The organism is Pseudomonas sp. SID14000, assembly GCF_002165135.1.
Classification (GTDB): domain Bacteria; phylum Pseudomonadota; class Gammaproteobacteria; order Pseudomonadales; family Pseudomonadaceae; genus Aquipseudomonas.
Genome location: NZ_NFZQ01000011.1, coordinates 62,318 through 89,233 on the forward strand (window position 1 = coordinate 62,318; position 26,916 = coordinate 89,233).

At 59.2% G+C, this 26,916-nt stretch carries 34 protein-coding genes; 2 read left to right on the top strand and 32 right to left on the bottom strand.

Features of this window, described 5'->3' with window-relative positions:
• Window positions 1-10: 10 nt before the first annotated feature.
• The 26 genes from CAY82_RS27285 to CAY82_RS17570 form a co-directional block, all read right to left on the bottom strand.
• Window positions 11-301: a hypothetical protein gene (locus CAY82_RS27285; RefSeq protein ID WP_368681558.1), complete on the bottom strand. Its 291-nt coding sequence runs from the start codon at window positions 299-301 to the stop codon at window positions 11-13.
• Complete coding sequence (locus CAY82_RS17460; RefSeq protein ID WP_170931095.1) at window positions 237-650, bottom strand: GNAT family N-acetyltransferase; 414 nt, start codon at window positions 648-650, stop codon at window positions 237-239. The genes CAY82_RS27285 and CAY82_RS17460 overlap by 65 nt, the downstream gene beginning before the upstream one ends.
• Before the next feature lie 41 nt (window positions 651-691).
• A complete protein-coding gene (locus tag CAY82_RS27290) occupies window positions 692-958 on the bottom strand; it encodes a putative phage head protein (protein ID WP_087502347.1) in 267 nt (88 codons plus the stop codon).
• A gap of 10 nt (window positions 959-968) precedes the next feature.
• On the bottom strand, window positions 969-1,226 hold the full coding sequence (locus CAY82_RS17470; RefSeq protein WP_087502348.1) for a phage protein: 258 nt from the start codon (window positions 1,224-1,226) through the stop codon (window positions 969-971).
• Window positions 1,227-1,306: 80 nt separating this feature from the next.
• Window positions 1,307-2,248 (bottom strand): hypothetical protein, encoded by a 942-nt coding sequence (locus CAY82_RS17475; RefSeq protein WP_087502349.1) that lies wholly within the window; start codon window positions 2,246-2,248, stop codon window positions 1,307-1,309.
• Between the two features lie 261 nt (window positions 2,249-2,509).
• A complete protein-coding gene (locus tag CAY82_RS17480) occupies window positions 2,510-2,719 on the bottom strand; it encodes a hypothetical protein (RefSeq protein WP_087502350.1) in 210 nt (69 codons plus the stop codon).
• Complete coding sequence (locus CAY82_RS17485; RefSeq protein WP_087502351.1) at window positions 2,719-3,102, bottom strand: hypothetical protein; 384 nt, start codon at window positions 3,100-3,102, stop codon at window positions 2,719-2,721. The genes CAY82_RS17480 and CAY82_RS17485 overlap by 1 nt, the downstream gene beginning before the upstream one ends.
• 11 nt (window positions 3,103-3,113) lie before the next feature.
• On the bottom strand, window positions 3,114-5,168 hold the full coding sequence (locus CAY82_RS17490; protein WP_087502352.1) for a DNA polymerase: 2,055 nt from the start codon (window positions 5,166-5,168) through the stop codon (window positions 3,114-3,116).
• A gap of 72 nt (window positions 5,169-5,240) precedes the next feature.
• On the bottom strand, window positions 5,241-5,438 hold the full coding sequence (locus CAY82_RS17495) for a hypothetical protein (RefSeq protein WP_087502353.1): 198 nt from the start codon (window positions 5,436-5,438) through the stop codon (window positions 5,241-5,243).
• Window positions 5,439-5,450: 12 nt separating this feature from the next.
• Window positions 5,451-6,926, bottom strand: a complete 1,476-nt coding sequence (locus CAY82_RS17500; protein ID WP_218190834.1) for a toprim domain-containing protein — start codon at window positions 6,924-6,926, stop codon at window positions 5,451-5,453.
• Between the two features lie 184 nt (window positions 6,927-7,110).
• Window positions 7,111-7,677 (bottom strand): hypothetical protein, encoded by a 567-nt coding sequence (locus tag CAY82_RS17505; protein ID WP_087502355.1) that lies wholly within the window; start codon window positions 7,675-7,677, stop codon window positions 7,111-7,113.
• A 74-nt stretch (window positions 7,678-7,751) separates the two neighbouring features.
• On the bottom strand, window positions 7,752-8,192 hold the full coding sequence (locus tag CAY82_RS17510) for an N-acetylmuramoyl-L-alanine amidase (protein WP_087502356.1): 441 nt from the start codon (window positions 8,190-8,192) through the stop codon (window positions 7,752-7,754).
• Window positions 8,192-8,656 carry an endonuclease I gene (locus CAY82_RS17515; protein WP_087502357.1) on the bottom strand — a complete coding sequence of 155 codons (465 nt, stop codon included), beginning with the start codon at window positions 8,654-8,656 and terminating at the stop codon, window positions 8,192-8,194. The genes CAY82_RS17510 and CAY82_RS17515 overlap by 1 nt, the downstream gene beginning before the upstream one ends.
• Window positions 8,656-9,366 carry a DUF2815 family protein gene (locus CAY82_RS17520; RefSeq protein ID WP_087502358.1) on the bottom strand — a complete coding sequence of 237 codons (711 nt, stop codon included), beginning with the start codon at window positions 9,364-9,366 and terminating at the stop codon, window positions 8,656-8,658. Before CAY82_RS17520 ends, CAY82_RS17515 begins: the two co-directional genes overlap by 1 nt.
• A gap of 26 nt (window positions 9,367-9,392) precedes the next feature.
• The gene (locus tag CAY82_RS17525) at window positions 9,393-9,788 is read right to left on the bottom strand and encodes a hypothetical protein (protein WP_087502359.1); all 396 of its coding nucleotides are present in this window, start codon (window positions 9,786-9,788) and stop codon (window positions 9,393-9,395) included.
• A gap of 148 nt (window positions 9,789-9,936) precedes the next feature.
• Window positions 9,937-10,104: a host cell RNA polymerase inhibitor gene (locus CAY82_RS26205; protein ID WP_140399116.1), complete on the bottom strand. Its 168-nt coding sequence runs from the start codon at window positions 10,102-10,104 to the stop codon at window positions 9,937-9,939.
• Window positions 10,091-10,369: a hypothetical protein gene (locus CAY82_RS17530; protein WP_218190835.1), complete on the bottom strand. Its 279-nt coding sequence runs from the start codon at window positions 10,367-10,369 to the stop codon at window positions 10,091-10,093. The genes CAY82_RS26205 and CAY82_RS17530 overlap by 14 nt, the downstream gene beginning before the upstream one ends.
• A 116-nt stretch (window positions 10,370-10,485) precedes the next feature.
• Window positions 10,486-10,701 carry a hypothetical protein gene (locus CAY82_RS17535; protein WP_087502360.1) on the bottom strand — a complete coding sequence of 72 codons (216 nt, stop codon included), beginning with the start codon at window positions 10,699-10,701 and terminating at the stop codon, window positions 10,486-10,488.
• Window positions 10,685-10,957, bottom strand: coding sequence for a hypothetical protein (locus tag CAY82_RS17540; protein WP_087502361.1), 273 nt, complete (start codon window positions 10,955-10,957; stop codon window positions 10,685-10,687). The genes CAY82_RS17535 and CAY82_RS17540 overlap by 17 nt, the downstream gene beginning before the upstream one ends.
• A gap of 113 nt (window positions 10,958-11,070) precedes the next feature.
• Window positions 11,071-11,265, bottom strand: coding sequence for a hypothetical protein (locus tag CAY82_RS17545; RefSeq protein ID WP_087502362.1), 195 nt, complete (start codon window positions 11,263-11,265; stop codon window positions 11,071-11,073).
• 22 nt (window positions 11,266-11,287) lie between these two features.
• Window positions 11,288-11,551, bottom strand: coding sequence for a hypothetical protein (locus tag CAY82_RS17550; protein WP_140399117.1), 264 nt, complete (start codon window positions 11,549-11,551; stop codon window positions 11,288-11,290).
• A gap of 44 nt (window positions 11,552-11,595) precedes the next feature.
• Window positions 11,596-12,642, bottom strand: a complete 1,047-nt coding sequence (locus tag CAY82_RS17555; protein ID WP_087502364.1) for a hypothetical protein — start codon at window positions 12,640-12,642, stop codon at window positions 11,596-11,598.
• Window positions 12,642-12,884 carry a hypothetical protein gene (locus CAY82_RS17560; protein ID WP_140399118.1) on the bottom strand — a complete coding sequence of 81 codons (243 nt, stop codon included), beginning with the start codon at window positions 12,882-12,884 and terminating at the stop codon, window positions 12,642-12,644. The genes CAY82_RS17555 and CAY82_RS17560 overlap by 1 nt, the downstream gene beginning before the upstream one ends.
• Window positions 12,885-12,961: 77 nt before the next feature.
• Entirely contained in the window at window positions 12,962-13,099 is a 138-nt protein-coding gene (locus CAY82_RS26735; protein ID WP_170931096.1) for a hypothetical protein, read from the bottom strand.
• Between the two features lie 85 nt (window positions 13,100-13,184).
• Window positions 13,185-15,854 (bottom strand): DNA-directed RNA polymerase, encoded by a 2,670-nt coding sequence (locus CAY82_RS17565; protein WP_087502366.1) that lies wholly within the window; start codon window positions 15,852-15,854, stop codon window positions 13,185-13,187.
• Between the two features lie 435 nt (window positions 15,855-16,289).
• A complete protein-coding gene (locus tag CAY82_RS17570; protein ID WP_087502367.1) occupies window positions 16,290-16,544 on the bottom strand; it encodes a hypothetical protein in 255 nt (84 codons plus the stop codon).
• A gap of 332 nt (window positions 16,545-16,876) precedes the next feature.
• Between CAY82_RS17570 and CAY82_RS17575 the strand changes: the two genes are divergently transcribed.
• Window positions 16,877-17,059 (top strand): hypothetical protein, encoded by a 183-nt coding sequence (locus CAY82_RS17575; protein WP_087502368.1) that lies wholly within the window; start codon window positions 16,877-16,879, stop codon window positions 17,057-17,059.
• Between the two features lie 4 nt (window positions 17,060-17,063).
• Here the strand turns inward: CAY82_RS17575 and CAY82_RS17580 are convergent, their stop codons facing one another.
• The 5 genes from CAY82_RS17580 to CAY82_RS17605 form a co-directional block, all read right to left on the bottom strand.
• The gene (locus CAY82_RS17580; RefSeq protein ID WP_087502369.1) at window positions 17,064-17,810 is read right to left on the bottom strand and encodes a hypothetical protein; all 747 of its coding nucleotides are present in this window, start codon (window positions 17,808-17,810) and stop codon (window positions 17,064-17,066) included.
• Window positions 17,811-18,328: 518 nt separating this feature from the next.
• Entirely contained in the window at window positions 18,329-18,631 is a 303-nt protein-coding gene (locus CAY82_RS17590) for a hypothetical protein (RefSeq protein ID WP_087502371.1), read from the bottom strand.
• Between the two features lie 3 nt (window positions 18,632-18,634).
• Window positions 18,635-19,093, bottom strand: a complete 459-nt coding sequence (locus tag CAY82_RS17595) for a hypothetical protein (protein WP_087502372.1) — start codon at window positions 19,091-19,093, stop codon at window positions 18,635-18,637.
• A 78-nt stretch (window positions 19,094-19,171) separates the two neighbouring features.
• A complete protein-coding gene (locus CAY82_RS17600) occupies window positions 19,172-19,471 on the bottom strand; it encodes a hypothetical protein (protein ID WP_140399119.1) in 300 nt (99 codons plus the stop codon).
• A gap of 50 nt (window positions 19,472-19,521) precedes the next feature.
• Window positions 19,522-19,923, bottom strand: a complete 402-nt coding sequence (locus tag CAY82_RS17605; protein WP_087502374.1) for a hypothetical protein — start codon at window positions 19,921-19,923, stop codon at window positions 19,522-19,524.
• Window positions 19,924-20,951: 1,028 nt separating this feature from the next.
• On the opposite strand from CAY82_RS17605, the gene CAY82_RS17610 reads away from it, so the two are divergent.
• Entirely contained in the window at window positions 20,952-21,770 is an 819-nt protein-coding gene (locus tag CAY82_RS17610) for a pyruvate, water dikinase regulatory protein (RefSeq protein ID WP_063913850.1), read from the top strand.
• A 166-nt stretch (window positions 21,771-21,936) separates the two neighbouring features.
• Here the strand turns inward: CAY82_RS17610 and CAY82_RS17615 are convergent, their stop codons facing one another.
• Entirely contained in the window at window positions 21,937-26,802 is a 4,866-nt protein-coding gene (locus CAY82_RS17615; protein WP_087502375.1) for an NAD-glutamate dehydrogenase, read from the bottom strand.
• Window positions 26,803-26,916 lie beyond the last annotated feature (114 nt).

Below are 26,916 nucleotides of genomic sequence, written 5' to 3' on the forward strand. Positions count from 1 at the left end.
TAGTGCCTCCTCAGATGTTCAGACCAGTCCCGGAAGATCGGGAAACCGAGAGACCACGCTTGCCCCGCGCTCTGGCGGCCTTACGTGCTGCTTCGGTGTCGGTGTTTCCTTCGTCGTTGGCGGTCTCCTTGGGAGCCTCCACGGCCGCTGCAGGAGTTGGGTCGGCTACAGGCTTGGCAGCGTCATCACCGCCCCCGCCCAGTAGGCCCCCGCCGATAGTGGCGCCCACTACCTTCTTAACGGCCTTCGCTACTTTCTTGCCCATCCTTGGACACCTCCAGTTTGCGGTAATTGATCTCATAGCGCCCTTCGGATATCCGATGGGTAAACGCCATGACCCTGAAGTCAGTGGACTTAGCGATGGCCCGAGAGAGCCTCACAAGTTTCCTACCGACTTGTCCGCGATAGTCAGGATTCACGTAGAACCACTGGACAGTAATGAGCTCGCCTACATGGCAGTCGTCATCAGCCGTCATAATTACCGCGCCGACCACTCTCCCCTCTTCCGACTTCGCCAGGATCTCAAAGCGTTCATTCGCCTTGATGTCCCAAGTGATTCGACGGAATGCCTCTTCCGGGCTGGATTGCCAGGTGAGTTCAGGAATGTGGTCAATTGCATTAACGACCAAGCCATTCACCAGCGTACTCACTCCTTCCTCCATGGGATGAACCGAGTACGTCACCCCAGGCATCACGAAGTCCTCTTTGCGAGGCTCTTCTTGATTGCCGAAGTGGAATAGCCGGTAGATGGCTTGGCTGTGACCTTGGGTTTATCCAGGGCCGAACCTACAGACGCCGAAGTGTCGTCCTTATCGACCTTGGCAACGTTATCCGTGCTGGTCTCAGTCCCGTCACCGGACCCATACTCGACACCCTTCGGGTTATCTAAAAGAATGGGCTCAGGGGCAGGAATAGCGGAACTAACCTTCGGCGTCTTCACTTTGCTTGAAAAGCACACTTGCGCCTCCTTAGGTCACTTGTTGATCCTCCAGGTGTTGCATTTGTGCTGCATCCATTTGCTCGATGAGCTCGGTTACCAGTTGGGCACCTTCAGCAAATCCTAAGATGGCCGCTTCGGTCCATCCAGCGCGCCTTAAATCGTCCAGGGCTCCTACCCGAGTGAGGTATGCGAAGTTAGTCCGGGCTTTAAGGAATTCGGCTGCAGCATGAGGGATTGAGGGAATATCCTCAGGGTTTTCCAATTGATACTTGATAACGGCAAGCATATAGCCTCCTGTGAAGTGTCATCCCATGGCACCCCTGGATCCCCGCTAATAGTGAGGAGTTCTAAGAGGTGCCACAGTGATTAGCCTCGGCCTGGGTCGAACGGCTCCCGGACTGGTTGCCACGGAATCGGCTTCATGGTTTCCCAGTTGAAATCAGAAGATCGGCAGATACGAGCAACTTGGGCCTGAGCTACCAGGTCCTCGTAGGCCATGCCTTGTTTACGTGCCAGGGACGCAATGCAATCCCACAGAGTGATTCCGGTCTCGAAGGAGCATTCAGCCTCTTCAGCCGGCATCGAACTCCAGGACCATACTTCCTCACCTTTGCGAGGACCAGACTTCATCACGCGGCTAACTTCAAAGAAGAAAGTGGGATTGTCCAGCCACTCCAGAAGTGGAGTTGTACCGACCATCTCGCCCACACCTGGAATGCCGCCATAACCATCCGTGGCATCACCTTTCATGGTCTGGTACATATGCCAACGGTCGGCGTCCGCTTCGGTATTGGTGACCACCTTGTTCTGGGTGAGCCAATAGAACCGGCCGGGAATGGTGTTGAAGTCTTTGTCACACGAGACCGGGATGGCCTCATCGACATCCAGGAATTCCGGATTGGTCGCCAGGATCCCAAGGACATCATCGCCCTCCAGGCCGAACCATTGGAAGGTCCGGTAGTAGGTCTCGGTGTCGGCCATTTGGCCCTTCAGGAACTCCGGGTAGCCCACTGGTTTCCGTTTACCTTTCCGGTTGGCCTTATAGGACGGTAGGACGACCTTCCGCCAGTTATCGGCGCCATTCGGGGTCGAGAAGACCATCACCAGCTCGGCGTTGTGGAACTCCTTCAGGCGCTCACGGAAGTGCTTGAGGTTGCCCTGGAGAATGCTCAGGGCGCGCTTGTGGTCGCACTGGAGGGTCCAGACATCTTCACCCCAGTCCACCTCCTCCTCGGCCGCAGAGAGGGCCTCGAAGATCAGATAGTCACCGTCCAGAAGGAGCGCAATCCGCTTATTCGCCTTCGACATTCGCAGGCTCCTCTTCCGGTTCCTGAGGAGACTCTTTGACCACTTCCTTAGGGGCGGCCTTCGGAACTGCTTTGGTCTTCTTAGCGGGCTCGAAGAGGGCGCCGCTCAGACCGCAGGCGCCACGATGGCGTAACTGCCAGCAACTATCAGGTTCTTGCGGAGAGCCACTTACTGGGCACTGGGCGGTAATGGCACAAGCGGCCGACTTAACGCCCTGGACTTCCGTGTCCGGCATGTAATGCTTGCAGTCCTTGCAGAGATTCATTGAATCCTCCCATGTTGTTTCAGTAAGCGAGTACCGCTCGCAGTGAGTGTCCAATAGCCGCTGATAATCCCAGCACCGTTAAGAGCAGTAATATGCCCTCGGCTGGAGGCTTCTGCGGCCAGTTGGGCGAACTCACGGGCGAAGTTGGACTTGTAGGTTTTGGGCTCCATCTTGATGAGGTAGAGGAACTTGAGGTAGTCATCCATCAGTTCACCGCGTTGAATCGCTTGTCCAGGAACGCGGTAGGTTCGGACTGGTGAACTTTCGGAGCCTTCGCGGTGATCTCCATTAGCGGCGGCGCCCACTTACGGAAGGCAGCGCCCGAGTTGTGATCGGTTTCCTTCATGAGCAGGTCACGAATTTGCTTAGCGGAGTCCCTCAGGAAGAACTTGCAGAGACCTTCAAGACCACCCTCATTGTGGGCTTTCAACATTGCCTCACCCAAGGCACGGCGCTGCGGGCTCATGCCGGGCTCTGCTTCCAGAACCTTACGAATCTCTTCCGGCATCGCGACGATTTCCGCCAGGACTTCCTTGCCGAACACTGCAGTGAAATCCAAGGTGATACGGCACTTGAAACTACGGGACATATGGCCTCCTATTAGTGGCAGTCCTTCCAGGTCTTACCGAACTTGGCCTCAGTATCAAGTTGGCACCGGAAGTTAAATTGAAGTTGAACATTGCGCATGGCTTGTTGTGCGGCTTCAGCGACTATCTTCGCAGTGGCATCATCCTTGGCGCCGATCTGTACTTCGTCGTGAACCCAAGCCATATAAACGAAGTCCCCATCCCACCCGTGGACCAATCCATGGTCCTCGACAAGAATCCTTTCGATCTCTACGACCCACGCCTTGCAGATGAGGGCGCCGGCCGATTGCAGGAGAGTGTTCAGGGCACTATGGGGAGAGCGGACGTGAACCTTTCGGCCATCCAGGCCTTTGATCCAACGGCGCTTCCATTTGACATCCCACTTCTTCAACACGCCGTTGTACGTCTGGGAGGCAATAAGTTGCTCTTCCAGGGCGCCACGGAGTGCGGAGATAGCTGGGGTGTTCTCCAGGAAGGACTTCTTGAGCGTCTTGCCCTCAGCCTTCCCGCCACCAACGAATCCACCAACTTTCGCGTCACCCGCTCCATACAGGAACGCATAAATGAAAGTCTTAGCGATGGCCCGACGAGCCTCGTGGTATTCGCTGTGTTTGTCTCGCGTCTCGTCTGGACAAATCCCTGCGGCGATTCCGTTCACCCAGTGGATATCACCGTTAAGCACGGTGTCCGCGTAGACGCCTCCGTCGAATGGAGACCCGAAGTGACCGAGGCAGCGCAGCTCCAAGCCGCTTGCATCGACACCCACCTGTATCCACCCACGGAGACCAGCTCCGAACAGAGAGCGGCACTCAGGGCCGTATGGGGCTGTGCCCGAAGGCACCTGGGCCATGTTCGGGAAGGAATGGGTGGCACGTCCTGTTACCGCACCATTCGGGTTCACTGAGCCGTGCATGCAGCCGTCCGAGCCGACCTTCCGCATCCATGCGTTGTCACCTTCGGCAAGCTGCCCGATCCGCTTCTGGATCATCAGGTAGTCACGAACCAAGTCGATGGCCGCCTGGGCCTTCTGGTCGGATACCTTGACGTGCTCAAGCACCTCATCGTCCACCTTTGGGGCACCTGCAGGAGTCCATTCCTGCGGTTCCCACCCAGCGATCTCCAGGACCCGAATGATGTGGTCGCGGCTCGCTGGGTTGAACGTGATGTGCTTCACCGGGCTATAGGGAGCACCTTCCATGGTCTCCCGCTTATCCAGCCGGCGTTTCTTGCCCTCACCGCACCAGACTCCGCCAACCTTCGGGTACTTGACCTTCGGGTACTTGGGGAGCGGCTTCCCTGTCTTCGGGTGCTTGAAGGCTTCCGTGCCTCCGTGAGGTTGATACCAAGACCCGAAGGTCTCGATGAGCTGCATGAGGAGATCGGAGCGGCGTCCTGCCAGCTCCATGTAAAGCTTCTCAGCGGCTACCTGGTCGAACGGGAATCCATTCCGTTCCATCTGAGCCAGCGTCCATGCGGCTTGATGTTCCAGGCGAACGGCGGCCATCCATGGCTCGCCATTGGGCGCAAACGGGAAGTAATGAGCGTCAGAGACGAGCTTCTCGAAGAGTCGCAGGGTTACCTGTACGTCCTGTACGCAGTACTCCAGCATCTCCTCGTTGAAGTAGGCCCAGACGTTCTCACCTTCGCCGTAGGTGCCCTTGAGGATCCCCAGGCGGTAACCCCATGCCTTCAGTGCATGAGAGCCGTGGAGCTTTCCTGGAAGCTTGCCAGCCCGCATCAGGGCGCCATCTCGATCCTTGATGTTGGCGTAGACCAGGCGGGAAGCTACGAGGGTGTCGAAGACCCTCTGGCGGGGGATGTTGAGGCGCTTACCTGTCAGCTTTCGCTTGAGGAGATCGAGCGCCGGGTGGTCGTACTTGATCCCGTTGTGGAAGACCAGAAGACCATCAGGTTTTGCCGCCTCGGCCTCCAAGGCCTTCAGGTAGCTAAGGAAATCCTCCGGACGATAACGGATGGTCTCCCCGGTGGCAGGGTCGATAGTGACCCCGCAGTGGAACTTGGAAACGGTGTCCAAAAGGCCGTCCGTTTCGATGTCCGAAATGAGCATAGGGTCCCTCCTGTGCTTCAAGCTGTCGTGTGAGGATTTCCTCCTAAGTGGTTGACTGGTATGGGATTACCGTTAGCGGGTCAGCGCCTTGAACTTGGCGGCCTCGAAGCGCAGCTTTTCGGCATCGGCACGGAAGCCCTCTTCGGCCTTGCGCATGGCTTCGGCGGTGTTCTTCGCCCATTCGGCCTGCTTGGCCTTCTGGTCGGCCGCCTTGGTCAGCGAAGCGATGAGGCGAGCCAGGATGAAGCGGTAGGTTTTGATGACGAACATATGGGTTCTCCTTTAGAAGTCGGGGTCGTCGCTACCATCGAGCTGGGCAGCGGTGGATGAATCGGGTTCCCAGCCATCAGGCAGGGGCTCAAGCCAGCCGGTTTCCCGGTTGTAGAGCATGAAGCCGGCCACACCGGTCTCCCCGGTGAAGCGGCACTTGAGGACTCGGAACAGGACCACGTTGGGGTTCTCGCCTTGCTGGTTACGCTCGGCGGCGATGATGGTGTCCGAGAGCTGTCGCAGAGATCCGGCACCGCGCAGGTCGGTAACCTTGATGACTCGGCCTTCCTCGTGAGGGGTCCCCTTCTCGGGGTTCTTGAGGTGGCAGATGACGACCATCAGGACGCTATTGGTCTTGGCGAAGGTCTTCAGCTTGGTCATCAGGCGGTCGATGGTCTTCCGCTCGTCTGCGTTGTCGTCCATGCCGGACACCACAATCGAGATGTGGTCCAGGACGATGACCTTGCAGCCCATGGCCTTAACCATGTAGTGCAGCTTGGCCAGCAGACGGTCTTCCACGGATTCCGCGAAGGAGTCATAAAGGAAGAGCTTGTCGGTCTCGAAGATGGCATCGAAGGCAGCGTCGAATTGCTCCTCCGTGGTCGCCTCCGGGTTCTGCCGGTAGCGAGTCTTGAGATGGAGCCCAACGATGTCCTGGATGGTTTCCTCGACGGCCTCCTCCAGCATGGCGACACCCGTAGGGATCCCCAGACGGTGGAACCAGTTGTAGGTGTTCTGGCGGACGAAGGTGGACTTGCCGGAGCCGGAGCCCGAGGTGACCATCAGGACCTCACCCTCACGGGCGTCCTTGGTCATCGAGCGGAGCTGTGTTGGGGCATCGAGCGGAATGGTCGGGGCGACCTTCTTCTCTTTGACCCGTGCCTTCATGGCCTTGGCGGAGACCACGCCGTCCGGAATGAACGGGGAGGCGTTCCACATGGCCTCCATGACATCCTTGCCCCGGCCCGCCAGGAGGCACTCGTTGGCATCCTTGAGAGGAAGCACAGCGATCTTCACCTTGCCGGCTGGGAGGATCTCAGCGGACTCCTGAGCGGCCAGGCGGCCAGGCTCGTCCATATCGAACATCAGGACGATCTCCTCGAACTGGTCGAGGTACTCATAGTTAGCAGCCAGGCAGGCTTTAGCGCCCTTAGCGCCGGCTGGGATGGAGACCACCGGATACTTCAGGCCCTGGAGCTGGGCGACGGACAGGCAGTCGATCTCACCTTCCGTAATGACGATCTTGCGACCACCATTCCAGAGCTGCCGGCCGAACAAGAGGGACTTGTCGAACTGGCCACGGGTGGCGAAGTTCTTGTCCTTGTCGCGGAGCTTCTGACCAACAAGGGTGCCGTCTTCGGAGTAGTAGTTGGCGATCTGGTATGACACGCCGTTCTGCTTACCGATCCAATAGCCGTACTTCCTGCAGGTCTCCTCCTGGATCCCTCTGGCCGTCAGACCCTGATAGCGGCCTTGGTGCTTACCCATCTCCAGGCAGCCTTCGACAACCCGAGTAGAAGGCCGATACTCACCCCCTGCCCCGTCACCAGGGACATAGTGGTCACACGCAAAGCAGAACTGGTGACCATCCGTGTATAGAGAGTTCGCATCTGAGCTCCCACACTTTTCGCATGGGATGTGTTCCAGGAACTGGCTGTCTTCGCCTTCACCTTCAGAACGGTCCATCAGGACCACCCACAGGGCAGGTTACAGGCAGCTCACCGGTGGCTCGACGGGGAACCAGGTCCACATACTTCGCCTGCATCTTCAGCCGGCGCTGTAGGTTTCGCTCACTCGCAGGGATCCCACGGACCTCCACGAGCTGGCCCCAATGGGTATCACCGACAAACCGAACGTGTGCCCCATCGATCCCGTGCTGGGTGCCGGAGATCAGGAACTGGTTGAGGTTGTAGTCGAAATTACCGATGGCCTGGGTGGCACACTCGAAGTCATACACGATGACATCAATGGGGACCGTGGACAGCTTGCAGCAACCGATGATCCGGTCGTGGTCCGTGTGGTCGTAGAACTGCATGGGATCGTAGGCAACTGTCGCCGCGTCGAGGGCATCCATGACTTCGCGGAAGGAAACTCCCACGGTGATGATGTCGATGTCTTTGGGCTTCACTCCGAAGAAGATGTCCCGAGCACAGCCACCAGCAATCACGCAGCGGATGCCACGGGCTTGGAGGTGCTCCAGGAGATCGAAAGCGGCCTGCATCGAGGAACGGTTAATCATATGAACCTCCTTGTTCACAGGGCAAAAGGCTCCCCGAGGCGGCCGTGAGGACCACCTTGAGGAGGGCTTGAGGGTTACAGCAGGCTCTTCGCCAGGTAGTCCTGGACGTTGAACGAGGGGCAGGCTTTGCCAGAATCCAGCTCGTTGTGGCCGACGATCCGAGCCCCTGGGTAAGCCTGTTGCAGGCCCCTTAGGGTTGCATTCAAGGTGTCCCACTGGGCCGGCGTGAAGTTCGCGGCTGGCTGCAGCTTCTCGTCCACACCACCGACCAGACAGACGCCTACGGAGGTCGCGTTGTGGCCTTGAACATGCGCACCGACCACACCCAGCTCCCGGCCGTGCTCGACGGAGCCGTCTCGACGGATAATCAGGTGATACCCGACATCCAGGAAGCCACGCTGGCGGTGCCACTGGCGGATCTCGCGCAGGCCGATGTCCATGGATGGCTTAGTGGCTGCGCAATGGACCACGATGAGGTCCGTCTTGAGGCGATTTTTGAATTGAACCTTCGGCATCATTGCACTCCTTTGCAAATGAGGATGCCGTCTGGGATCGGTTGGCCTTTCTCCTTCAGCCAGGCGGCCGGGATGAGCTTGTCAGCAAATTGGAAGCCATTCTTTTCGCACCATTCGGCATAGGTTGTCTTGGAGCCCTTGTAGAGCTTTGCTCGGCTCGATGAGAAGACGAAGCGGATGTCCAGCTCCGGGTGTTGCTCCTGGATCAGCAAGTGTTTCTTGCGGTCGTCTACGTCGAAAATCCCTTTCGACTCCACGATGATCCCATTGCGCAGCACGAAGTCAGGCGTATAGGACGCCTCACGCTGGGGCACGGTGTACTTCAGCTTGAACTGCTCGAAGGCCACAGGAATCCCTGCAGCCTCCAACTGAGCGGCGATCTTCTCTTCGAGGCCGGAGCGGTAGGCAGTGGTTTTGCCTGCAGCCGACTTAGCGGCATACGCTCGGCGGCCGGTGAAGGCCATTAGAAGTCGCCACCATTATCAGACACTTCATAGCCATCATCAGCGGGGCCGAAGCCATCATCTTCCGGCTCATCCTGAGGAGCCTGGCGGCGCGGCTGGGAGTTGTCGGCCACATAGCCGTCCTCCTCGACCTCATCACCCCAGTCCTCTTCGCCACCGCCGAACTCGACCAGCTTCAGCAGCATCACAGAGTCGATCTGCAGCTTGACCGAGGCGCCAGTGGTTGGCGTCCAGCCGTAATCCATCAGGGTGACCTTGGCCTTGATCTCCGAGCCGCCCGAGATGTTCGGAACGTCTACGATGGTCTTGCCCTTCGAGTCGGCCACCTTCAGCGGCTTCATGATGGTCTTACCGGTCTTCTTGTCGTCGTAGCGGTCATAGCTCGACATGCGGAAGGTCACGGTGCCATCGCCATTGTCCACGAACGGCAGGTCACCTTCGTAAGGAACCAGGGGCTTCTTGCCGCGCTGGACCTGAGGAGGGTTCTTCTTGTGCTCGGCCAGGCGCTTCGCATAGGACTCTTCGTGATGCTTCACGATGGCGTCGATGAACGGCTGGGCAGCGTTGGCCTCGATGGTCAGGCTGATTTTGTACTTGCCACGCTCGGTGGCGAAGTGGTCACGGCCGAAGTCTGCCTTGGCGATGTAGGCGTAGGGCTCGACGGTGCCGCGTGGGGTGATGACTTGTGGACGCTTTTGGAAATTGCTCATGGAATAGACCTCCTTGTCTATGTGGGTTAAGCTGGGAAGCGGACCTTTGCGACCTCCGTCTGCAGGTACTCGCGATTGATCTCGATGGCCATTTGCTCGCTGGCATTGCGCCGGAAGAGCTTGAAGGACCCGTACACAACGGCCTTGAAGTTCGCCAGGAGGAAGCCCTTCTGGAAACGCCAGGTCTCATGCTTGAAGTGGGCGTAAAGCTCGGGGTCGTATGGACGCCCTTCTGGGCTATCCGTCTGGGCCTGCTTATCGGCGATTTCGAGCAAAGCAGACTCCACGATGTCCTTCTGTCGAGCGGACATCACGTAGTTGAACAGGCAGCCAGCCAGGCCGGAGCCTTTGGTAGCCGCGAAGTTCCAGAGGTGCAGGAAGCCGTCTGGAGCGGAGCGGGTGTTGCCTTGAGCTCTGCGCATTAGCGGTAGTCCTTGTGTGGAACCTTTCCGCCCTTCAGCGCAACCCAGACGGTCACACAAGGGACCAGGTTCACGCACAGGCGGCGGTTGAAGGTTGAGTAATGGGCGCCCACCCAGAGGGAGCGCCAGTTGACCAGGATGCCGGCCTTCATTCGGGAGTTACCGAAGGGCGGACCCGATGGACTTCGCCATACTCCAGCTCAGCGGCTTCGTGGGCTTCGTCCAAGGAAGAGGCCCACATAGGGACCTCCTCGATTTCGTCTTCGACGGTCACCAGGACCTTGAAGAGCTTCATTGCGTAGTCACGTTTGGGCATTGTTCGCCTCCTTGCGAGCTTTCGCCTGGACCACCATCCGAGCACCGAAGAACTCCACCTTTTGGGAGTCATAGAGGCCCTCTTCGTCCTGGCCTTTCTTGCGGAGGTCCAGAGCTGCAGCGGCGCATTGACGCCAGATGGCCTTAAAGGCGTTCCCTTGGGCGTAATTCATCTGGAGCGCCTCGATGATGTCGTTGCACTCAGCGGTATACGGAAGGGTGTGCTTGGTGGTGGGGTGGGTAATGCGGACCTTGTAGTAGTCCACGGAGCCACCAGAGAACTCTGGGGCTGGCAGTGTGCCGATCACCTTTGGGGCATCTGCAGGACCACGAGGTGGACACACGCAGAACTGCCAGGAGTTAAGACAGTCGGGGCACTGCTTCATGCTGCAGCTCCCAGGCGGTCAACTTTGACAACCTGGTCGAAGGCACGAAGGCGGGAGTGTCCAGGGGTGACCTCGATCTCCACGGTCTTCGGGAGAACTCGCAGGACACGACCCACGGTCATACCGGAAGCGCCTTTACCGCCTTTGGCGAAGACCACGTAGTCACCTTTGGCGAGCGCTTTGCCCACGATGTCATTACTTGCGGATTCCATTGCAGACCTCCTTCAGGCGGGTCCACAGGAGGACCAGGCGCGGCCAGCGGCCGGTGTATGGGGTGAGCTTCAGGCGGCCCAGTTGAGCGGCCTTGGCGCAGGTGCCTTTGGTGACCAGGAAGGTCGCCTTGTTGTCCTTGTTCACCAGGACTCCATTGAAGGGCTTGGTCTGGACGTGGCGGATCTCACGGTCCACTCGGACGGTGAAGCGGAGCTTTGGGACTCCACGGTTGTGGTGCAGAAAAGTCTCGGGCACGGTTGGGCCTCCTTGGCAGGTGAATGGGATGTCCTATCAGTGAGGGGATTTAGGCAGGCAACAAAAAGGGCCGACCCATCACAGGCCAGCCCTCCAGGTAACGCAGGGTTTCTTTACGCGATCTTCGAGGCATCCAAGCGGCGCTGCCTACGCTTGCGGTAGGAGAACCAAGGCCATGCTATGACCACTCCCAGCAATATCAGTGGGGTGCAGGCGCTCAATCCGGCTCCGATGGAGAGCATGAGGATGGTGGCAAGCACGAGGAGGATCAGGATGGCCTTAACGAGGATGTCGAAAGTGCGGAACATGGTGAACCCTTGGTGAGAACGTCTACCAGGAGGAGTTTACCAGTGTGTAGATCGAGGCGATGACGCCCAGGATGAGCAAGCCGATGGCCAGCCCAAAGCTCACGTAGTGGATGACCGTCTTCGGCCACCAGGTGATGGGCTTAGATGGCCGGATGCCCAGATAGCCCCAGTGATTCAGGTAGTCATTCCGGGTCGCCCAGCAGTAGATCCAAAGGAGGATCCAGAGGACTACCAGGAAGATGATGGATAGCTCCTGGTCACTGGCCGAGCCACTGGAGTGACTCATGGAAGCCCCGATGGAGGCTCCCACTGCCGCGCCGATAATGGCACTCATTCCTTCACCTCAGGAGACGAGATGCCCCGCCAGCGGTTGAACGAAGGGTGGCGCAGGGATCCGTCCTCGAAGCGCTCCATGAAGGAGACCTCTACGGACCAACCGTAGAATGGGTTTTCTCCCGCCGTATTGCCGAAGTCCGACCCACTTGCGTGCATCAGCTCGTCCACGGAAACACCGTAGTGCTCTGCTACAAGGTCGGTAAATTCGGTCATCTGCTCTTTGGTGATTCCGCAGGCATTGACCACATGGCCATCCTCCAGCAGAACCTCGAAGCCGATCACCTTGCCCTCGTTGGCCAGGCAGGGAGTGCCCCATACCAGACCGCAGACCGTGCCATCGATGGTGTCTTCCGGCTTCATCTTCCACTGGCCAACCTTCTTGCCGCGCTTCCAGGTGGCATTCGGATCTTTAACGACCAAGCCTTCCTTACCTTCGGCTCGACGGGTCTCGAAGAGAGTCGCCAGGCCCTCGTAAGTGAAGACATCGAGGCTCTCGACCATCTTCCACTTGATCTGTGGGACGTGCTTCTGCAGCAGGGCGACCATGAGCTCCGAGTGGACCTTCATGATGCCGTGGGTGACTTCGAGGTCACGGCCTTCGCGGATGGCATCCAGTGGAGCCACACCAAAGACGTGACCTTCGATGTCGGCCAGCTCCAGGAGTGGCTTGCCAGGCTTGGCGGTGGCGCGGCGCAGGAGGCCGGCAGTGAACTCGGCAGGTTGTCCAGGGACCACAATCTCCGCCTGCAGCATGAAGCCGTTCGGGTAGATGCACTGGTCATCCAGGAGGAGGTCAGCAAAGCGGCCATGACCGTTAAGGTCGCGGTTGTATCCGGCCTGCATCCCTGGGAGGAACTTACCAGCTCGGGAGAGGAACTGGACAGCGCGATCCTCGGTTACCACCAGGTTCAACTGGACGCCATCTTCCTTGGTGTCCGCGATGACCCACCCGGTAGTCTCGAAGACTTTACGGATGGCGTTCTCGGAGAAGTCCACAGGACCGGCTGGATTGGTTTCGAGGATTACGGATTGTGCTGCCATTAAATGGTTTCCTTTAGAAATTCGATGGTTTTCAAAGCGATGTCGCAGGAGATCGTCGGCGCCTTGGAGAGCTCCGAAGCGGCGGTCACTGGCTCCCCGCAGTAGGCGACCAGTAGGGCCAGGTCTTCGCTGAAGAGCATGTAGCCGCGCTGGACCCGATCAATGCGGAGGTACTTGCCGTTGTGGTCCACCAGGAGATCCCACTCGTTCGTGGGGAGCTGCAGAGTGGCCAGGGTGCGCATGCCCCGAGGATGGATCCCGTAGACCGGGTGGTCCGCCCGTAGGACTGGGCCAGGCTCAGGCCAGGTGAAGAAGTCCCTCAGCCAACCCATTCATGGCGCTCCCCTCGGGAGGTCTTGTTGCGCTTGCCTTTGCGTTGGCGCAGCGCTTCGAGCTCCTCAGGATTGCGGGCACGGGTGGTCGGACGAGACAGACGCTCGACGTGGTTGCTTTGCATTCGATTGGTTTCCTTCAGGCAAAAAGAAGCCCGCGCAGTGGCGGGCTCAAAGGGAGGTTGTGGGTGTCACTAAGAGTGAGGGTTTTTAAGCGAAAGCAAACTCAGACTTGAGGATTTCCTGGAGATCCAGGGACCCAGAGGCTGGGAGCGGCGGCATCTTGTCGAGCTGGGATTCATGGAGCTGGTCCATGAATTGCTCACGGAAGTCCGCCAGGACATCGTTGTTTTCGTAGGTTTCCACCATGGTCTCCCGAACTGCCCGGAACATGCCCCCGGCTTTCGCTGGGATAGTCCCGAAGGAGTCATGGATCAAGGCGAAGAACTCGATGCTGTAGGCTTCACGGGCTTTCACCACGGTCTTCCGGAGGTGAGAACCATCCTGGGAATGGACAAAGTTCGGGGACACCCCGCTCTCCATCTTCCTCGGGTCCATCTCTTCAGAGTCCCGGACGTTGACCGTGGCCTGCATCCTGTGGCTACCCAGGAACATCAGGTCCACCCGGCGCTTGACCGGAGTGAAGTACTCCTGCCAGACCGGGAAGCCGTCCGGGGTAATCCAGTGGACCGCCATGCAGGGCTTGAGGACCTCTTTGGTCTTCTTGTCCTTGACGGTGCTGGCCATCAGCTTGGCGGCGCGCTGGAGCCACTCCATGGCCTCGACGGAGGCAACCACTACGACACTCACAGAATCCCAGATGTGTTTCGCCAGATAGCGAGCAAACTGGTCCGGGTGAGTGAACATGTGGCCCTGCCCTCTGTCGATGGCTGGACGGATGATGTCCACCATGAGCTGGTCAGCGAAGCCGAACTCCTTTGATCCGTAAGGCAGCGTCATCACGGAACGTTTAGTGGTCGAGCGGGTCACACCGTAGGTATCCCAGCCTTTCGCAAGCGTTCGGGTGCCAATGGTGCGGACCTCCCGGATCTCTCCGGTCTTCTCGTCCGTGACCAATTCCACCTGGTCCTCAGTGCCGTGCTCCATGTCCACTTGCATCCGCAGGATGACTTCGTGGGCCACGAGACGGTAAATGTCCTGGACTTCGGTGGATGGGAGGAGGTTTACAGCACGGCCACCACGCTCGTCGCGGAGCATTGCGGAGAAGTGCTGAATACCGGAACAGGAGCCGTCGAAAGCAATAGGTAGTCGCGATACCCACGCTTCGCCGTGCTCCTGGACTCCTGCCCACTCAAAGCAGAACGCCAGGAAACAGAACGGAGAGTCCATGGACATCCATTCCGTATTAGTGAGGGGATCTGCAGCACACGCCAGGATTAGCTCCTGGTTGTCCTCGACCCACTTCAGGCGCTCTGCAAAGCCCACCTTGTCCACGCCGGCCGTGTTAGCCCCATGGATAGCCAACCACATTTTCCCTTCAGCTCCGATAGGCTCCCCGTGGGCAGCCTGCAGGAGTCCCTTCGTCATATCGTTCCCTTGCGGGTTGAACATCGGGAGGGCATAGACCCGGCCGCGCCAGTCCATGTTGTAGGGGAACCAGATGGCCTCATACTCCGAGAACTTGTTGGCCTGGGCCAGGGTGAACTCCAGCCGCAGCCTGCGAGATGAACGCGCCTTCTCGCGGCGGTAGACCTTGGTGGCGTCCTTCTTCCAGACCTTCAGGCTCGCCTCGTTCTCATCGATGTCCTCCGGGCGCATGGGGAGCTCTTCCTTGGCCAGAGCCGGGAAGTCATCAATGGGTACGTTTTGCCATTCGGACAGCGCGTTGGCCACCTCCAGGACCTTGAGGTTCACCGACCAGGCAGACTCCTGGGCCAGGTTAACGGCCTTCACCACCTCCGGCATGTGGACATCCCGGTAGCGGTCCAGAGCTCGCTTGGTGCGGACCCGGATGAGACTTACAGGCTTACGGCCCTGTGCCCAGTACCCACCGCCCCGCACACCGACCCACTTTTTAGGAGGGACGACACACGGCTGATGGACTGGGGCGATGCCGGCCAGGCTGAAGGCGCGCTGCGAGAGCTTCTCGGCCCACGCTGGATGCAGGTGGACAGCCTCACAGTCACTTGCTGCGTGCCCGGCGTTCTCGCGGACCACCTCGATCAAGCCCGAGGACTCGATAAGGATCTCCATGAGTTTGATCCCCACCTGGAAATGCTCATCCTTGCCGATGTCGGCCCGGTTGACCTCCCAAGGGAGCCAGGTGTCGAGCTGGCCGTCCGTGGCCATGTTGGTCTCCACCGCCTTCATGAACTCCTTCTTATAAAGGTGGCCATTGCGGCGATCCAGGGCTGGCCGGATGACTCGCTTGAAGTGCTGGGCCTCTTGCTCACGGATACGACCAAAGCGCAGCTCGTCTTCAATGGACTGGCCAATGGAGATAGCCACGCGCTGGACGGTGTGAGTGCCTGAGGTAGACGCAAGAATCCCGAGGGTGCGCTTGATCGTAACAATCGCGGCCACCTCGGGTTTCAGTACGCGGAACTTGTCGATGGCCACATGCTTGCGCCGGACCTTAGTGTTCTGGTGTTCGAGCCACTCGTTGTACCGAGCGACGAACATAGGGACCAGTGCCTCCAGGACTGGCTTAGCGGTTGTGGTGTCTGCATATTCGCCCGAGGCCATGGCAGCCTCCAGGCCCTTACGGAACCTCTCTTCACCCAGGACGTATGCCTCATGCTCAAGGGAGAGCTGAAGGGCCGCCAGGTCCTCCCCGTACAACCTGGAGAGGGTCTCGAAGGCTTTTGGGGAATGCTTGATGTCGGAGAAATCTTGTTGCTCAGGGAGAAGGACACTCATTTACTGCAACGTTCCTTTGCGTTGAACTTAGAGGACCCACCTGGACCACCAGGGAGGACTGAGAGGATCCGGAAAGGTCTCTCTAAGTAGTGAGGGCTTTTAAATCTGGGCCAGGCGCTCACTCACCGCTGCGGCAGTCGTCTCCCGGTAAAATGCCCGTCCAGCTTGGTCCTTGCCCACGCAAAAGCCCGCTATGTCCAGCGCATGTTGATCCCAGAGACGTGCTCCTGCAGAGGGCACCTGTCCTCCTTCTTCCACCGCCTAATGAGGTCTTACCCCATGCCCCGCAGGACATAGGGAGTGGCCTTCTCAGCCGCTGGGTAGAAAGTCCTATCGTTGTGTGCCACCGGGAAGCCAGGGCAGTATAGCTTGAATACTGTATGTCCAACCAGTATACTGAAGACCTCTTACATGAGGTGCCACCTGAGTCATCCACTACTCAGTCACCTCAATACGGCCGAGGATGTCCGCCATCTGATAAACGAAGCGTTTGGTTCCTGCCGAGCTCTTCAGGGCCACCTCCAGGAGGGAGTCATCAAGGATCATGATGATCCCCTCCACTGTGGCCTTGTCGTACTCATGCCCGACGCTGAAGAACGTAGACATGGACTTGTAGCTGATTTGCCCATCCGTCCCAATCGACGGGGCTTTCACATAGAATTTAATTGAGCGGACTGCTTGTGTGCGCATGGGATGTAAACTCCTGTAGCCATGAGAAGGGTGAAGTCTCCACGCTCCGTCCAGGAACGAGAGGCGTTCTGTTTGAGTGCGGCAATTAGAGCTTGCTTTCGAACCCGCAGACGCTTGAGACACTGCAGAGTATTCCGCCGTTCGGCAGCTAAATCTATGGGATTTATTGACGAGAGCTTTCCGCGCTGGTAGGTTTTGCGCAATTCCACGTTTAAGCGCGCAATTTGCGAATCCACGAGCACAGTCTCGTTGATGACCCGTGCCAGGGATCTGGCGGAGGGAGCATTCCATTCCGTTGCGTTCATGACGTTCAACTCAGTAGTGAGATCCAGATGGCAAACCAGCAAGGCAATACCCTACTCCAGGCTAAGGTCACGGATGAGACCCTTAACACTGCGCTGCGGGCATTCGATGCTGTCTTCACTCCATCCCTGGAGGCAGATTTCTTGGTGTCCGATGAGGACGCTATAGATGAGCTGTACCTGGACGAAGGCTTCGAGGACGAAGAAGACTAACGCTCTACTTCCTCAAGGTGCTCCAGAAGACCAGAAGGTTTCGAGCACCTTCCGTTACTGGCATTCCATAGTGAAGGGTCCTCGACCCCTGGAATAGCATCGCGTGGCCCAAGGGCAACTGTGGGACCTCGAAAGGCTCCCCAAAGCCCTGCGGCTTAACCATCGTGCCCCCACCCTTATGATCGTCCGATAGGGCAACCACCAGAGTGATGTCTGAATCCTGGTCGTGGTGCCAATGCCCCTTTGCGACCTCCTGCGGGCGGTACTGAGCGAACTGGATGGACTGGATGAACTTCGGGTCCAACTGATAAAGGATCTTGGCCAGTGGTCCCACAACGTGCATGAACAGAGACGCCAGGGCGGCGTGAAGAGACGGGCAGCGGTCTTGTAGTGTGACCTCTGGGATCTGGACCTCGGCCTCCTCGTCTGCATTGACCTCGAAGGACATCGCCGCGATCTCTGTCAGCAGGTCATCCACGTATTCGGGGTGCAGGAAGGGAATCGAGTAGACGCCAGAGGAGTAACGCCCAGCGCGGTCTGAGCGGCCGTGCTCAAATACCGAGCGATTGAGCTCTTCAAGGTCGCTGTGATGGACAGGAGGCCCGCTTAGGAGCTTGTCCCAGGTGAGCCCGTGTTGATCCTCAGACAGCTTAGCGAGGCGCTCGATGGCGGGCATGTGTGGACGCAGCTCGGGATGGAGCTTGTCCTTTGAGGGGATGGCCGTGCCGGCCTTTAAAAGTACGTGCGTCATGCTCGTTGTTTCCGTTCGTTTACGTTGCGTTGCGTTCTTGCACACAACCTGCAAAGAGTCCCATTGCAGTCTGAGGCTCTTTGCGTGTTCTGCGGGTGAGCCCCGGCGCCTGATTCTACGCAGCGCGGGGCGGCTTGCAACTGGTTAAATGAAAGTGCACTACCGACCCGACAAGTGGTTGACACCCTGCCGTTTCGCTATGGTAGAGCGGATTCTGGCGTCAGAGACTTGTCGCCTCTTCGCCTCCACATGCTCCTGGAGGAAGCGCCGGAGATCCTGAGTCGCGTACCTGTCGGTTATCTTGCGGTCAGTCTGCCAGGCACCCTTGAGCCACCCGATAGACGAGCCCGTGCGAAACTCAGTGACCATTAGGCGAGCGTCCTTGTGATGCTTGTGGAGCGTGAAGTCCATCAGCTCCCCATCAATGGCCACTGAGTATGTCGCCAGGATCTGCGCCCACTTGAGACCGTCTGTCGTGACCACCTTCAGGTAATCAGGCAGGCGCAGCCACGGGCCTGTCATAGCTCCCGCGTCCAGACCTGATGGAGCCTCTCCGCCATGGTTGCCTGCCCTACGCTGAAGGTGTCGCGCTCGAAGGTGGCACAGGTAGCGACCCACGAGCCATCCGGTAGCTGGCCATAGGACCAGGCACCGACCCAGCATTCGAGGGACGCATAGATACGGAAGGCATTCTTGAGGTTCTCATCCAGGGACAACTTCTCGTCGTACTGGAAGACCCGCTCGGTGACAGCACCGGCCAGCTTCAGCCGGGCACCCTTAGTCCTGGTCTGCGGCATGTACCGCGCATGGATGGCGAACATGACTCACGCCTCGCCTTCCAGGACACATTCAGTGCACAGCTTGGCGAAGTCCTTACAGGCCTGCAGGTCGCCAGTGAAAACGGAGCCAGACGCCAGATCGTGCATCCAGTACGGACCACGCCAGCAATCGAAGAGACCGAACCGATAGGTCTGGCCCCTGTGTGTCACCTGGACGAAGTGTTCAGAGGTCGAGTAGTCACGCGCCTGGGCTTGCTCACGGTGAGGCTGCAGGCCCTTGAGGTCTGCCACACGGAGCTTAGAGATGGTGATGGTGGCCGGAGCCAGGAGGCGCTCCTGGTCATCTGGGTGCATCTGTCTGAGGGCCATGCGAGCCAACTCTGGATTCAGTACCCAGCGGCCCAACTCGGACTCCACCAGCTTAATCACATAGTCCAGCGACAATGCGTCAATACGGGCGTCAAGGATAGCGTGGCGTTCTTGGAGAGTCATTGCGTTAGTCATTATCGTTACCTTGCTTTACGTTTCATTGAGGTGTGATTCCACCAGAGCCCACGAGCTAACCCATGGGCTCTAATTGAATCACTCGTTAACGAAGACGTGAGCGTAGCCCTTGCCATTAGGCAGGCCACCGGAGACGAACTTGGCGTAGCGATTGGTGCCGTTCGGTTTCCAGCCCAGCTTGTCAGCCAGAGCCCGAGCGGCTGCCTTGTGGTTGTCCTCGCTATTGAGGGCATCGTCGTAAGGCACGGCGATAGAGCCCGCTTCGCACTTAGCGACCACGCGGGAGCCTCGGAAATTGGTAGGCCCGAAGTATTTGGTGATGATGGCTTGCATTATGGTGATTCCTTTACGTTGCTTTACGTTGTCGTTGCGTTTCATTGAGTGTTACCAGCGGAGCACCCAGGCTATAGGTGCTCGACTTGTGGCACTCAGGCTACATAGACCAGCTCATCCTCTCCCAGGTACAGGTCCAGGCAGCCGAAGGTCTTAGTGGCAGCCGTGAGCTTTTCACCCAGCTCGCCCAGGCCACGATCCCAGAAGCCAGATCCATGGCCACCACGGGTCAACCAGAAGTCATGCCCGGCGCACTCCCATACGTCCTCATTGGGACATACACGCACCTTGGCGTACTCCAGGAGTTGCTCGCCGGCATACTCCATAAAGTCCTGGACATCCTTGCAGGCCTTGGCGGCCTCACCTGGAGCCCACTGGTAGTCATCCAGACAGACGTGCTCCTGGGTCTCAGGGTGAGTGTCCGAGGAAGCCCATAGAGCAGCCTCCAGGTAACCAGCGGTGAAGCGAGCCACTTGCATTTCATTGAATTGAGTCATTGCGTTGTATTCCTTTGCGTTACGTTTCGTTAGTGAATCCAGCGGTGAGCCCGCAGACGCCTAATGGCACAGGCTCACGACTTGAATCACTGTCGTTACGTTCTATTGCGTTGCTTTGTAGTTGTTAAAGAGCGAGTCCTTTCAGAGTTCTTTAAGAGCGTCTCTGTCTGGAGTTGGCTCATCGTATCAACCATAGAGTTTAAGTCAACAAGTTTTTCAAAAAGAATTCCATGTGCTCAAAGTGTGGTCCTACTGAGTAGGGATAGCGCCTCATGTATTCCCAGGGAGAGACCAGGAGGAGAACTTAGGGAGCGCTTACAGATAGGGACAGACACAGAGACCTGGATGATCGAAGAGTGAGCCCTAATGCCCTCCCCTGGGCTCTCCAGGTGGCCTACAGCCCGTGAGTATCCATAGGTCTACCCAGTGTTAGAACCTGTTAGAAACCCAGTGATTCCGGGGCCTCCAGGGCCTTAGCGTGTGCGTATAGTGACCCCTGGGGTCCTTAATGCGCCTGTATGTGAGCGCGTGAGGGGTATACGGGGGTAATGCTGCGGTAGTTACAGTGAGATGGTCTCTCAGATTTTTCTACCAGATTCTTAAAGGCTCTTTATGCGCACCAAAAGTTACACTTAGGCGAGACTCAAGTGGACCTACCTAATGAGACCACTAAGACCCTGATGGAGAACTAAGAGATGCCTTGCAGGCCATTTAATGGTGGAGTGGTAACGACCCATTAAATGGCGGGCGCTGGAGGTGTTAGAACCATGTTAGAAAAGTGTTAGACGTGGGATTGAGCTGGATGCCGAAGCCCCGTATACTCGGGAAGCGCCACGAGCTGGAGAGTACAAGGTGATCTCTCCACTAACTGTATTGGAAAAGCTCAGGGGCGCCCGCCTGCCTTCGTTGACTTGGCCGGGCGCTTGTGGCCTGTACCTGGAAAATAAGTGAGAATGCCGACAGCCGCATTCGGCAAACCGAACTTATCATATCCAAGAAACGTCATCAGCTTAAGGCCCAGATCGCAAATGAAACGAACCGCGTTCTTCATCTCCGACGGCACCGGCATTACCGCCGAAACCCTGGGCCAGAGTCTGCTCGCTCAATTCGAGAGCATTCCATTCAGTAAATTCACCCGTCCCTACATCGATTCGCCGGAAAAGGCGCGGACCATGGTCCAGCAAATCAACGCTGCGGCCGAGCGTGATGGCGTACGCCCGATCATCTTCGACACCATCGTCAATCAGGACATCCGTGAGATCCTGGCTACTTCGAATGGCTTCATGATCGACATCTTTTCTTCGTTTTTGTCCCCGCTGGAACAGGAATTGACCGCCCATTCGTCGTATTCGGTCGGCAAGTCGCACTCTATTGGCGGCAATTCCAACTACATGGAACGCATCGAGGCGGTGAATTTCGCCCTCGACAACGACGATGGCGCGCGCACCCACTATTACGACAAGGCCGACCTGATCCTGGTCGGGGTATCGCGCTGCGGCAAGACCCCCACCTGCCTGTACATGGCCATGCAATTCGGCATCCGCGCCGCCAACTACCCGCTGACCGAGGACGACATGGAGCGCCTGCAGCTGCCCGCGGTGCTGAAAAAGCACCACAACAAGCTGTTCGGCCTGACCATCGACCCCGACCGTCTCACCGCCATCCGCCACGAACGCAAGCCCAACAGCCGCTATTCCAGCTTTGCCCAGTGCGAGTTCGAAGTGCGCGAGGTGGAAAGCCTGTTCCGCCGGGAGAACATTCCCAACATCAATTCCACGCATTTTTCGGTGGAAGAGATATCGGCGAAGATTCTGGTCGAGAAAGGCGTGGAGCGCAGGTTCAAGTAAGCCTGCACCGGCCTCTTCGCGGGTAAACCCGCTCCCACAGGGACCTCACTGCCCTCAAGCCTTGTGATGCTCCTGTGGGAGCGGGTTTACCCGCGAAAGGGCCAGCTCAGGAATACAAAAAAAGCCCCGGCATCGCTGCCGGGGCTTTGTTTTACTCACCTTGGGCTCAGGACGGCACCACCGCCGCCTGCCCGCTCATGGCCAGGTCGACCAGTTCGCGGTTGGCCACCGCGTACATCGCATAGTCGGTGCCGGTGGCATTGCGCAGGTCATCCAGCATGGCACGCCAGCGCTCCACCATCCCCCGATGCTGCTCGGCCCACAGCGCCACGCGGGCGTCCATGTCTTCCGGCGCATCGGCCATCTGCAGTACCGAGATGGTGATCGCCCGCTGCTGCAGGTCGATGTCGTCACGGAACGCCTCGCGGGCCAGTGCCTGCCAGTTGTTTTCCACCGGCAGGTTGCTGATCTCCTGCAAGTACCAGGTCAGGTCCAGCGCGCTGCCCACGGCGAAGAACGCCTTGGCCACCTGCGCCGGGTCATGGCCGGTAACATCCGATGCCTCGATGATCGGCAGCAGGGTATACAGGTGTGTGGTGCCAGCCACCATGCGCGCCAGCAACTCCGGTACACCGGCCTCGACGAAGCCCTGGTAGCGCACCATCCAGCGCTCGCGGGTCGGGCCTTCGAGCAACTCGTCGAGCTTGAGCCCCAGTTGCGCGATCTTCGGCCCGAAGTGCGCGGTGTCGCGCCCGGCGTCCTGCTCGTTACGACGGCTGCGCAGGAACCAGCGGGTGGCACGGCGGCCCAGGCGCATCAACTCGTCCATGAGGGTCAGCTGGATTTCCGCCGGCACCTGGTAGTCCAGTGCCTCGATCTGGCGGAACCAGTGCGGCAGGTGGAAGATGTCGCGCACGATCACATAGGCCCCGGCCACGTTGGCCGGGCTCATGCCGGTCGACTCCTTCAGGCGCTGGACGAAGGTGATGCCCATGTTGTTGACCAGGTCGTTGGCGATCTGGGTGCTGACGATTTCGCGCTTCAGGCGGTGGCGGCGCATGGACTCGGCGAACTTGCTGACCAGCGACGGCGGGAAAGCGGTTTCCATGTCACGGGTCAGGTAATCGTCGTCCGGTACCAGCGACTTGAGCAACTGTTCCTTGAGGTCGATCTTGCTGTACGAGATCAGCACCGACAACTCGGCGCGGGTCAGGCCCTGGCCGGCGGCCAGGCGCTCGGCCAACTGCTCTTCGGACGGCAGGAACTCGATGGCACGGTCCAGCTTGCCACGGGCTTCCAGGTCGGCCATCAGGCGCTTGTACTCGGCAATCCGCTCGCGGGCACGGCGGGCCGCCAGCGACAGCGCCTGGGTCTGCTTGTAATTGTTGCCCAGCACCAGGCCGGCCACTTCGTCGGTCATGCTGCCCAGCAGCTGGTTGCGCTGCTTCTCGGTCATGTCGCCACCCTGCACCACTTCATTGAGCAGGATCTTGATGTTGACCTCATGGTCGGAGCAGTCCACACCACCGGCGTTGTCGATGAAGTCGGTGTTGGTGGCGCCGCCGTGCAGGCCGAACTCGACCCGGCCAAGCTGGGTCATGCCCAGGTTGCCACCCTCGCCCACTACCTTGCAGCGCAGCTCGTTGCCATTGACCCGCAGCGCGTCGTTGGCCTTGTCGCCGACATCGGCGTGGCTTTCGGTGCTGGCCTTCACGTAGGTGCCGATACCACCGTTCCACAGCAGGTCTACCGGTGCCTTGAGCAGCGCGTTGAGCAGCTCGGTCGGGGTCAGGCGATCAGCTTCGATGGCGAAACGCTCTTTCATCTGCGGGCTGATGGTGATGCTCTTGGCACTGCGCGGGAAGATCCCGCCGCCTTCGGACATGATGCTTGTGTCGTAGTCGCTCCAGGCCGAACGCGGCAGGTCGAACAGGCGCTTGCGCTCGGCAAAGCTGGACGCAGGCTCCGGGTTCGGGTCGATGAAGATGTGCAGGTGGTTGAACGCCGCCACCAGTTGCAGCTTGTCGGACATCAGCAGGCCGTTGCCGAACACGTCGCCAGCCATGTCGCCGATACCGATCACGGTGATCGGGTCTTCCTGCACGTTGATGCCGCGCTCGCGGAAGTGGCGCTGCACGCCCACCCAGGCGCCGCGCGCCGTAATGCCCATCTTCTTGTGGTCGTAACCGGCCGAGCCGCCCGAGGCAAAGGCGTCACCCAACCAGAAACCGTAGTCGATGGCGATGCCGTTGGCGATATCGGAGAAAGTCGCGGTGCCTTTGTCGGCCGCCACCACCAGGTACGGATCGTCATCGTCATGGCGCACCACGTTGGCCGGCGGCACCACGCCGCCGTCCTTGAGGTTGTCGGTGATGTCGAGCAGACCGGAGATGAAGATGCGATAGCACGCCACGCCTTCGGCGGCGATCTCGTCACGGCTGCCGCCCAGCGGCAGACGACGCGGCAGGAAGCCGCCCTTGGCGCCGACCGGCACGATTACCGAGTTCTTCACCTGCTGGGCTTTTACCAGGCCCAGCACCTCGGTGCGGAAGTCTTCCTCACGGTCGGACCAGCGCAGGCCGCCGCGGGCGACGTTGCCAAAGCGCAGGTGCACGCCCTCGACCCGTGGCGAGTAGACGAAGATCTCGAACTTGGGCACAGGTTTGGGCAGTTCGGGGATCAGTTTGGGGTTGAACTTGAAGCTGAAGTACGACTTGTTGTGGCCGTTGGCGTCCGGCTGGTAGAAGTTGGTGCGCAGGGTGGCCTTGATCAGGTCCAGGTAGCGTCGCAGGATGCGGTCTTCGTTCAGTACCTGCACATCGTCCAGCGCGGTCAGGATGGCTTGCTCCAGACGCAGTTGCTTGTCATCCAGGTCGTCCTGGGTGAGCTTGCGCGCCAGGTAGAAGCGGGTCTTGAACAACCGGGTCAGCTCGCGAGCGATGTCGGTGTGGTTGTTCAGGGTGCTGGCGATGTAGCCCAGGTCGAAGCCCAGGCGGATCTGCTTCAGGTAACGGGCATAGGCGCGCAACAGCGCCACGTCGCGCCATGGCAGGCCGGCGGTCAGCACCAGGCGGTTGAAGGCGTCGTTCTCGGCATCGCCACGGACAATATGGATGAAGGCGTCCTGCAGGATGTCGTTGAGCTGCTGGATGTCCAGGCTCAGGCCTTCGCTGTAGGTGAAGGCAAAGTCATGGATCCAGTATTCGCGGCCAGAGGCATGGCGCAAGCGGTACGGGAACTCGCCGAGCACGCGCAGGCCGAGGTTCTCCAGGATCGGCAACACGTCGGACAGCGCCAGCGGCGTGTCGGCGTGGTACAGCTTGCAGTGCAGGATGCGCTCGCCGACCTGGGTCAGCGGCTGGTAGAAGCTCATCGCCAGCGGCTTGCTTTCCGACAGGTTCAGCACGTGCTGCAGGTCGACCACCGCCGAGTGCGCGGCGAAGCGCTCGCGGTAACCGGCCGGGAAACCTTTGGGGAAGTCGGCGAGGATGTTGGTGCCCTGGGCTTCGCCGAAGTTCTCGATCACCAGCGCCGAGTAGTCGTCATTCCACGAGCGGCAGGCCTGGATCACTTCGCGTTCCAGCTGCTGTGGGTCGATGTCGATGCGATTTTTCGGGTCTACCCGCAGAATCAGCTGCACGCGGGCCAACACCGATTCGGAGAAGAAGGTCCAGAACTCGCAGTCGCTGGCCTTCAGGCGCTCCATCAGTACCTGCTGGATCTTCTGCCGCACTTCGGTGGAGTAGATCTCCCGCGGTACATAGGCCAGGCAGTAGCAGAAGCGGCCGTACGGGTCCTTGCGCAGGAACACGCGGATCTTGTTGCGTTCCTGGATCTGCACGATCGACATGACAGTGCTGAACAGCTCGTCGACCGGGGTCTGGAACAGGTCGTCGCGCGGCAGCACTTCCAGCACCTGGGCCAGTTCCTTGCCCAGGTGGGCCTTGGGATCGAAGCCCGAGCGGCGCTCGACTTCGGTGACTTTCTCACGGATATAAGGGATGGCATGCACGCTTTCGCCGTACACCGACGAAGTGTACAGGCCCATGAAGCGGTGCTCCTTGATCACCTTGCCGTCGGCATTCAGCTGGCGGATCGACACATAGTCCGGGTAGGCCGGACGGTGTACGCGGCTGGGCAGCGCGGCCTTGGCGAACGACAGCAGCAGCGGCTCGTTGAGGTAAGCCACGGCGTAGTCTTCGATGCGCAGCTCGTCGCTCGTCAGGCCCACACGCAGGCGGCGGGGCAGGCCGAGGAACGACTGCTCGTCGTAGACCATCTGGCCGCCATCGGCGTCACCCTTGACGGTGAATTCTTCATAGCCCAGGAAGGTGAAGTGGTTGTCCAGCAGCCACTCGAGGAAAGCCTTGACCTCGCCCTTTTCGTGCTGCGCCGGGCCAAAGGCGGTCTGTTCCACCTCCGCCACCACTTCACGCAGTTTGGCCTTCATCGGTTCGAAGTCGGCAACTACCACTCGCACCTCGGCCAGCACCTGCTCGATCTCGCGGGCCAGCACCGTCAGCTCGGCGGCGTTGGCGCAACGGTCGATCTCCAGGTACATCAGCGACTCATGGCGTACGCCCTCGCCCTGGGTGCCCTTGGGCAGCAGCTCCAGCAGCTCGCCCTTGGCGCCGCGGCGGACGCTGAGCACGGTGGTCTGCAAGGTGTGGATGCTGTAGCCGCGGCGGTTGAGCTCGGTGCGTACCGAGTCGACCAGGAACGGCAGGTCGTGGTGCAGCACTTCGACCACGGTGTGGGTCGATTGCCAGCCATTGCGTTCGTAATCGGGGTTGTACACCCGCACTTGCGGGTATTCGGGGTCGAAACGCTCGATGATGCGCCAGGCTGACAGGGTGCAGCCGGCCAGGTCGGAAAGCCTGCGTTGGGTGAGTTCGTCCAGAGAGATGATGCCGAAGAACTGCTCGGCGAACAGCGCGACTTGTGGCAGGGACTGTTCGCTGATGTGCTGCGCCAGGGCCGCTTGCAGTTGGTGCTGGAAGTCGGCTTTGCTGGCTGCGGTGAAAAACGCCATCTGTGGTACTCCGCTTGGGCTTTGTAATAGTTGAAGCGTCGCTGCGTGCGCCGTGTACGGATCAACGATAGCCAACCCGTGGCAAGGCGGACGGTAAAACCAGGCGTTGAACGT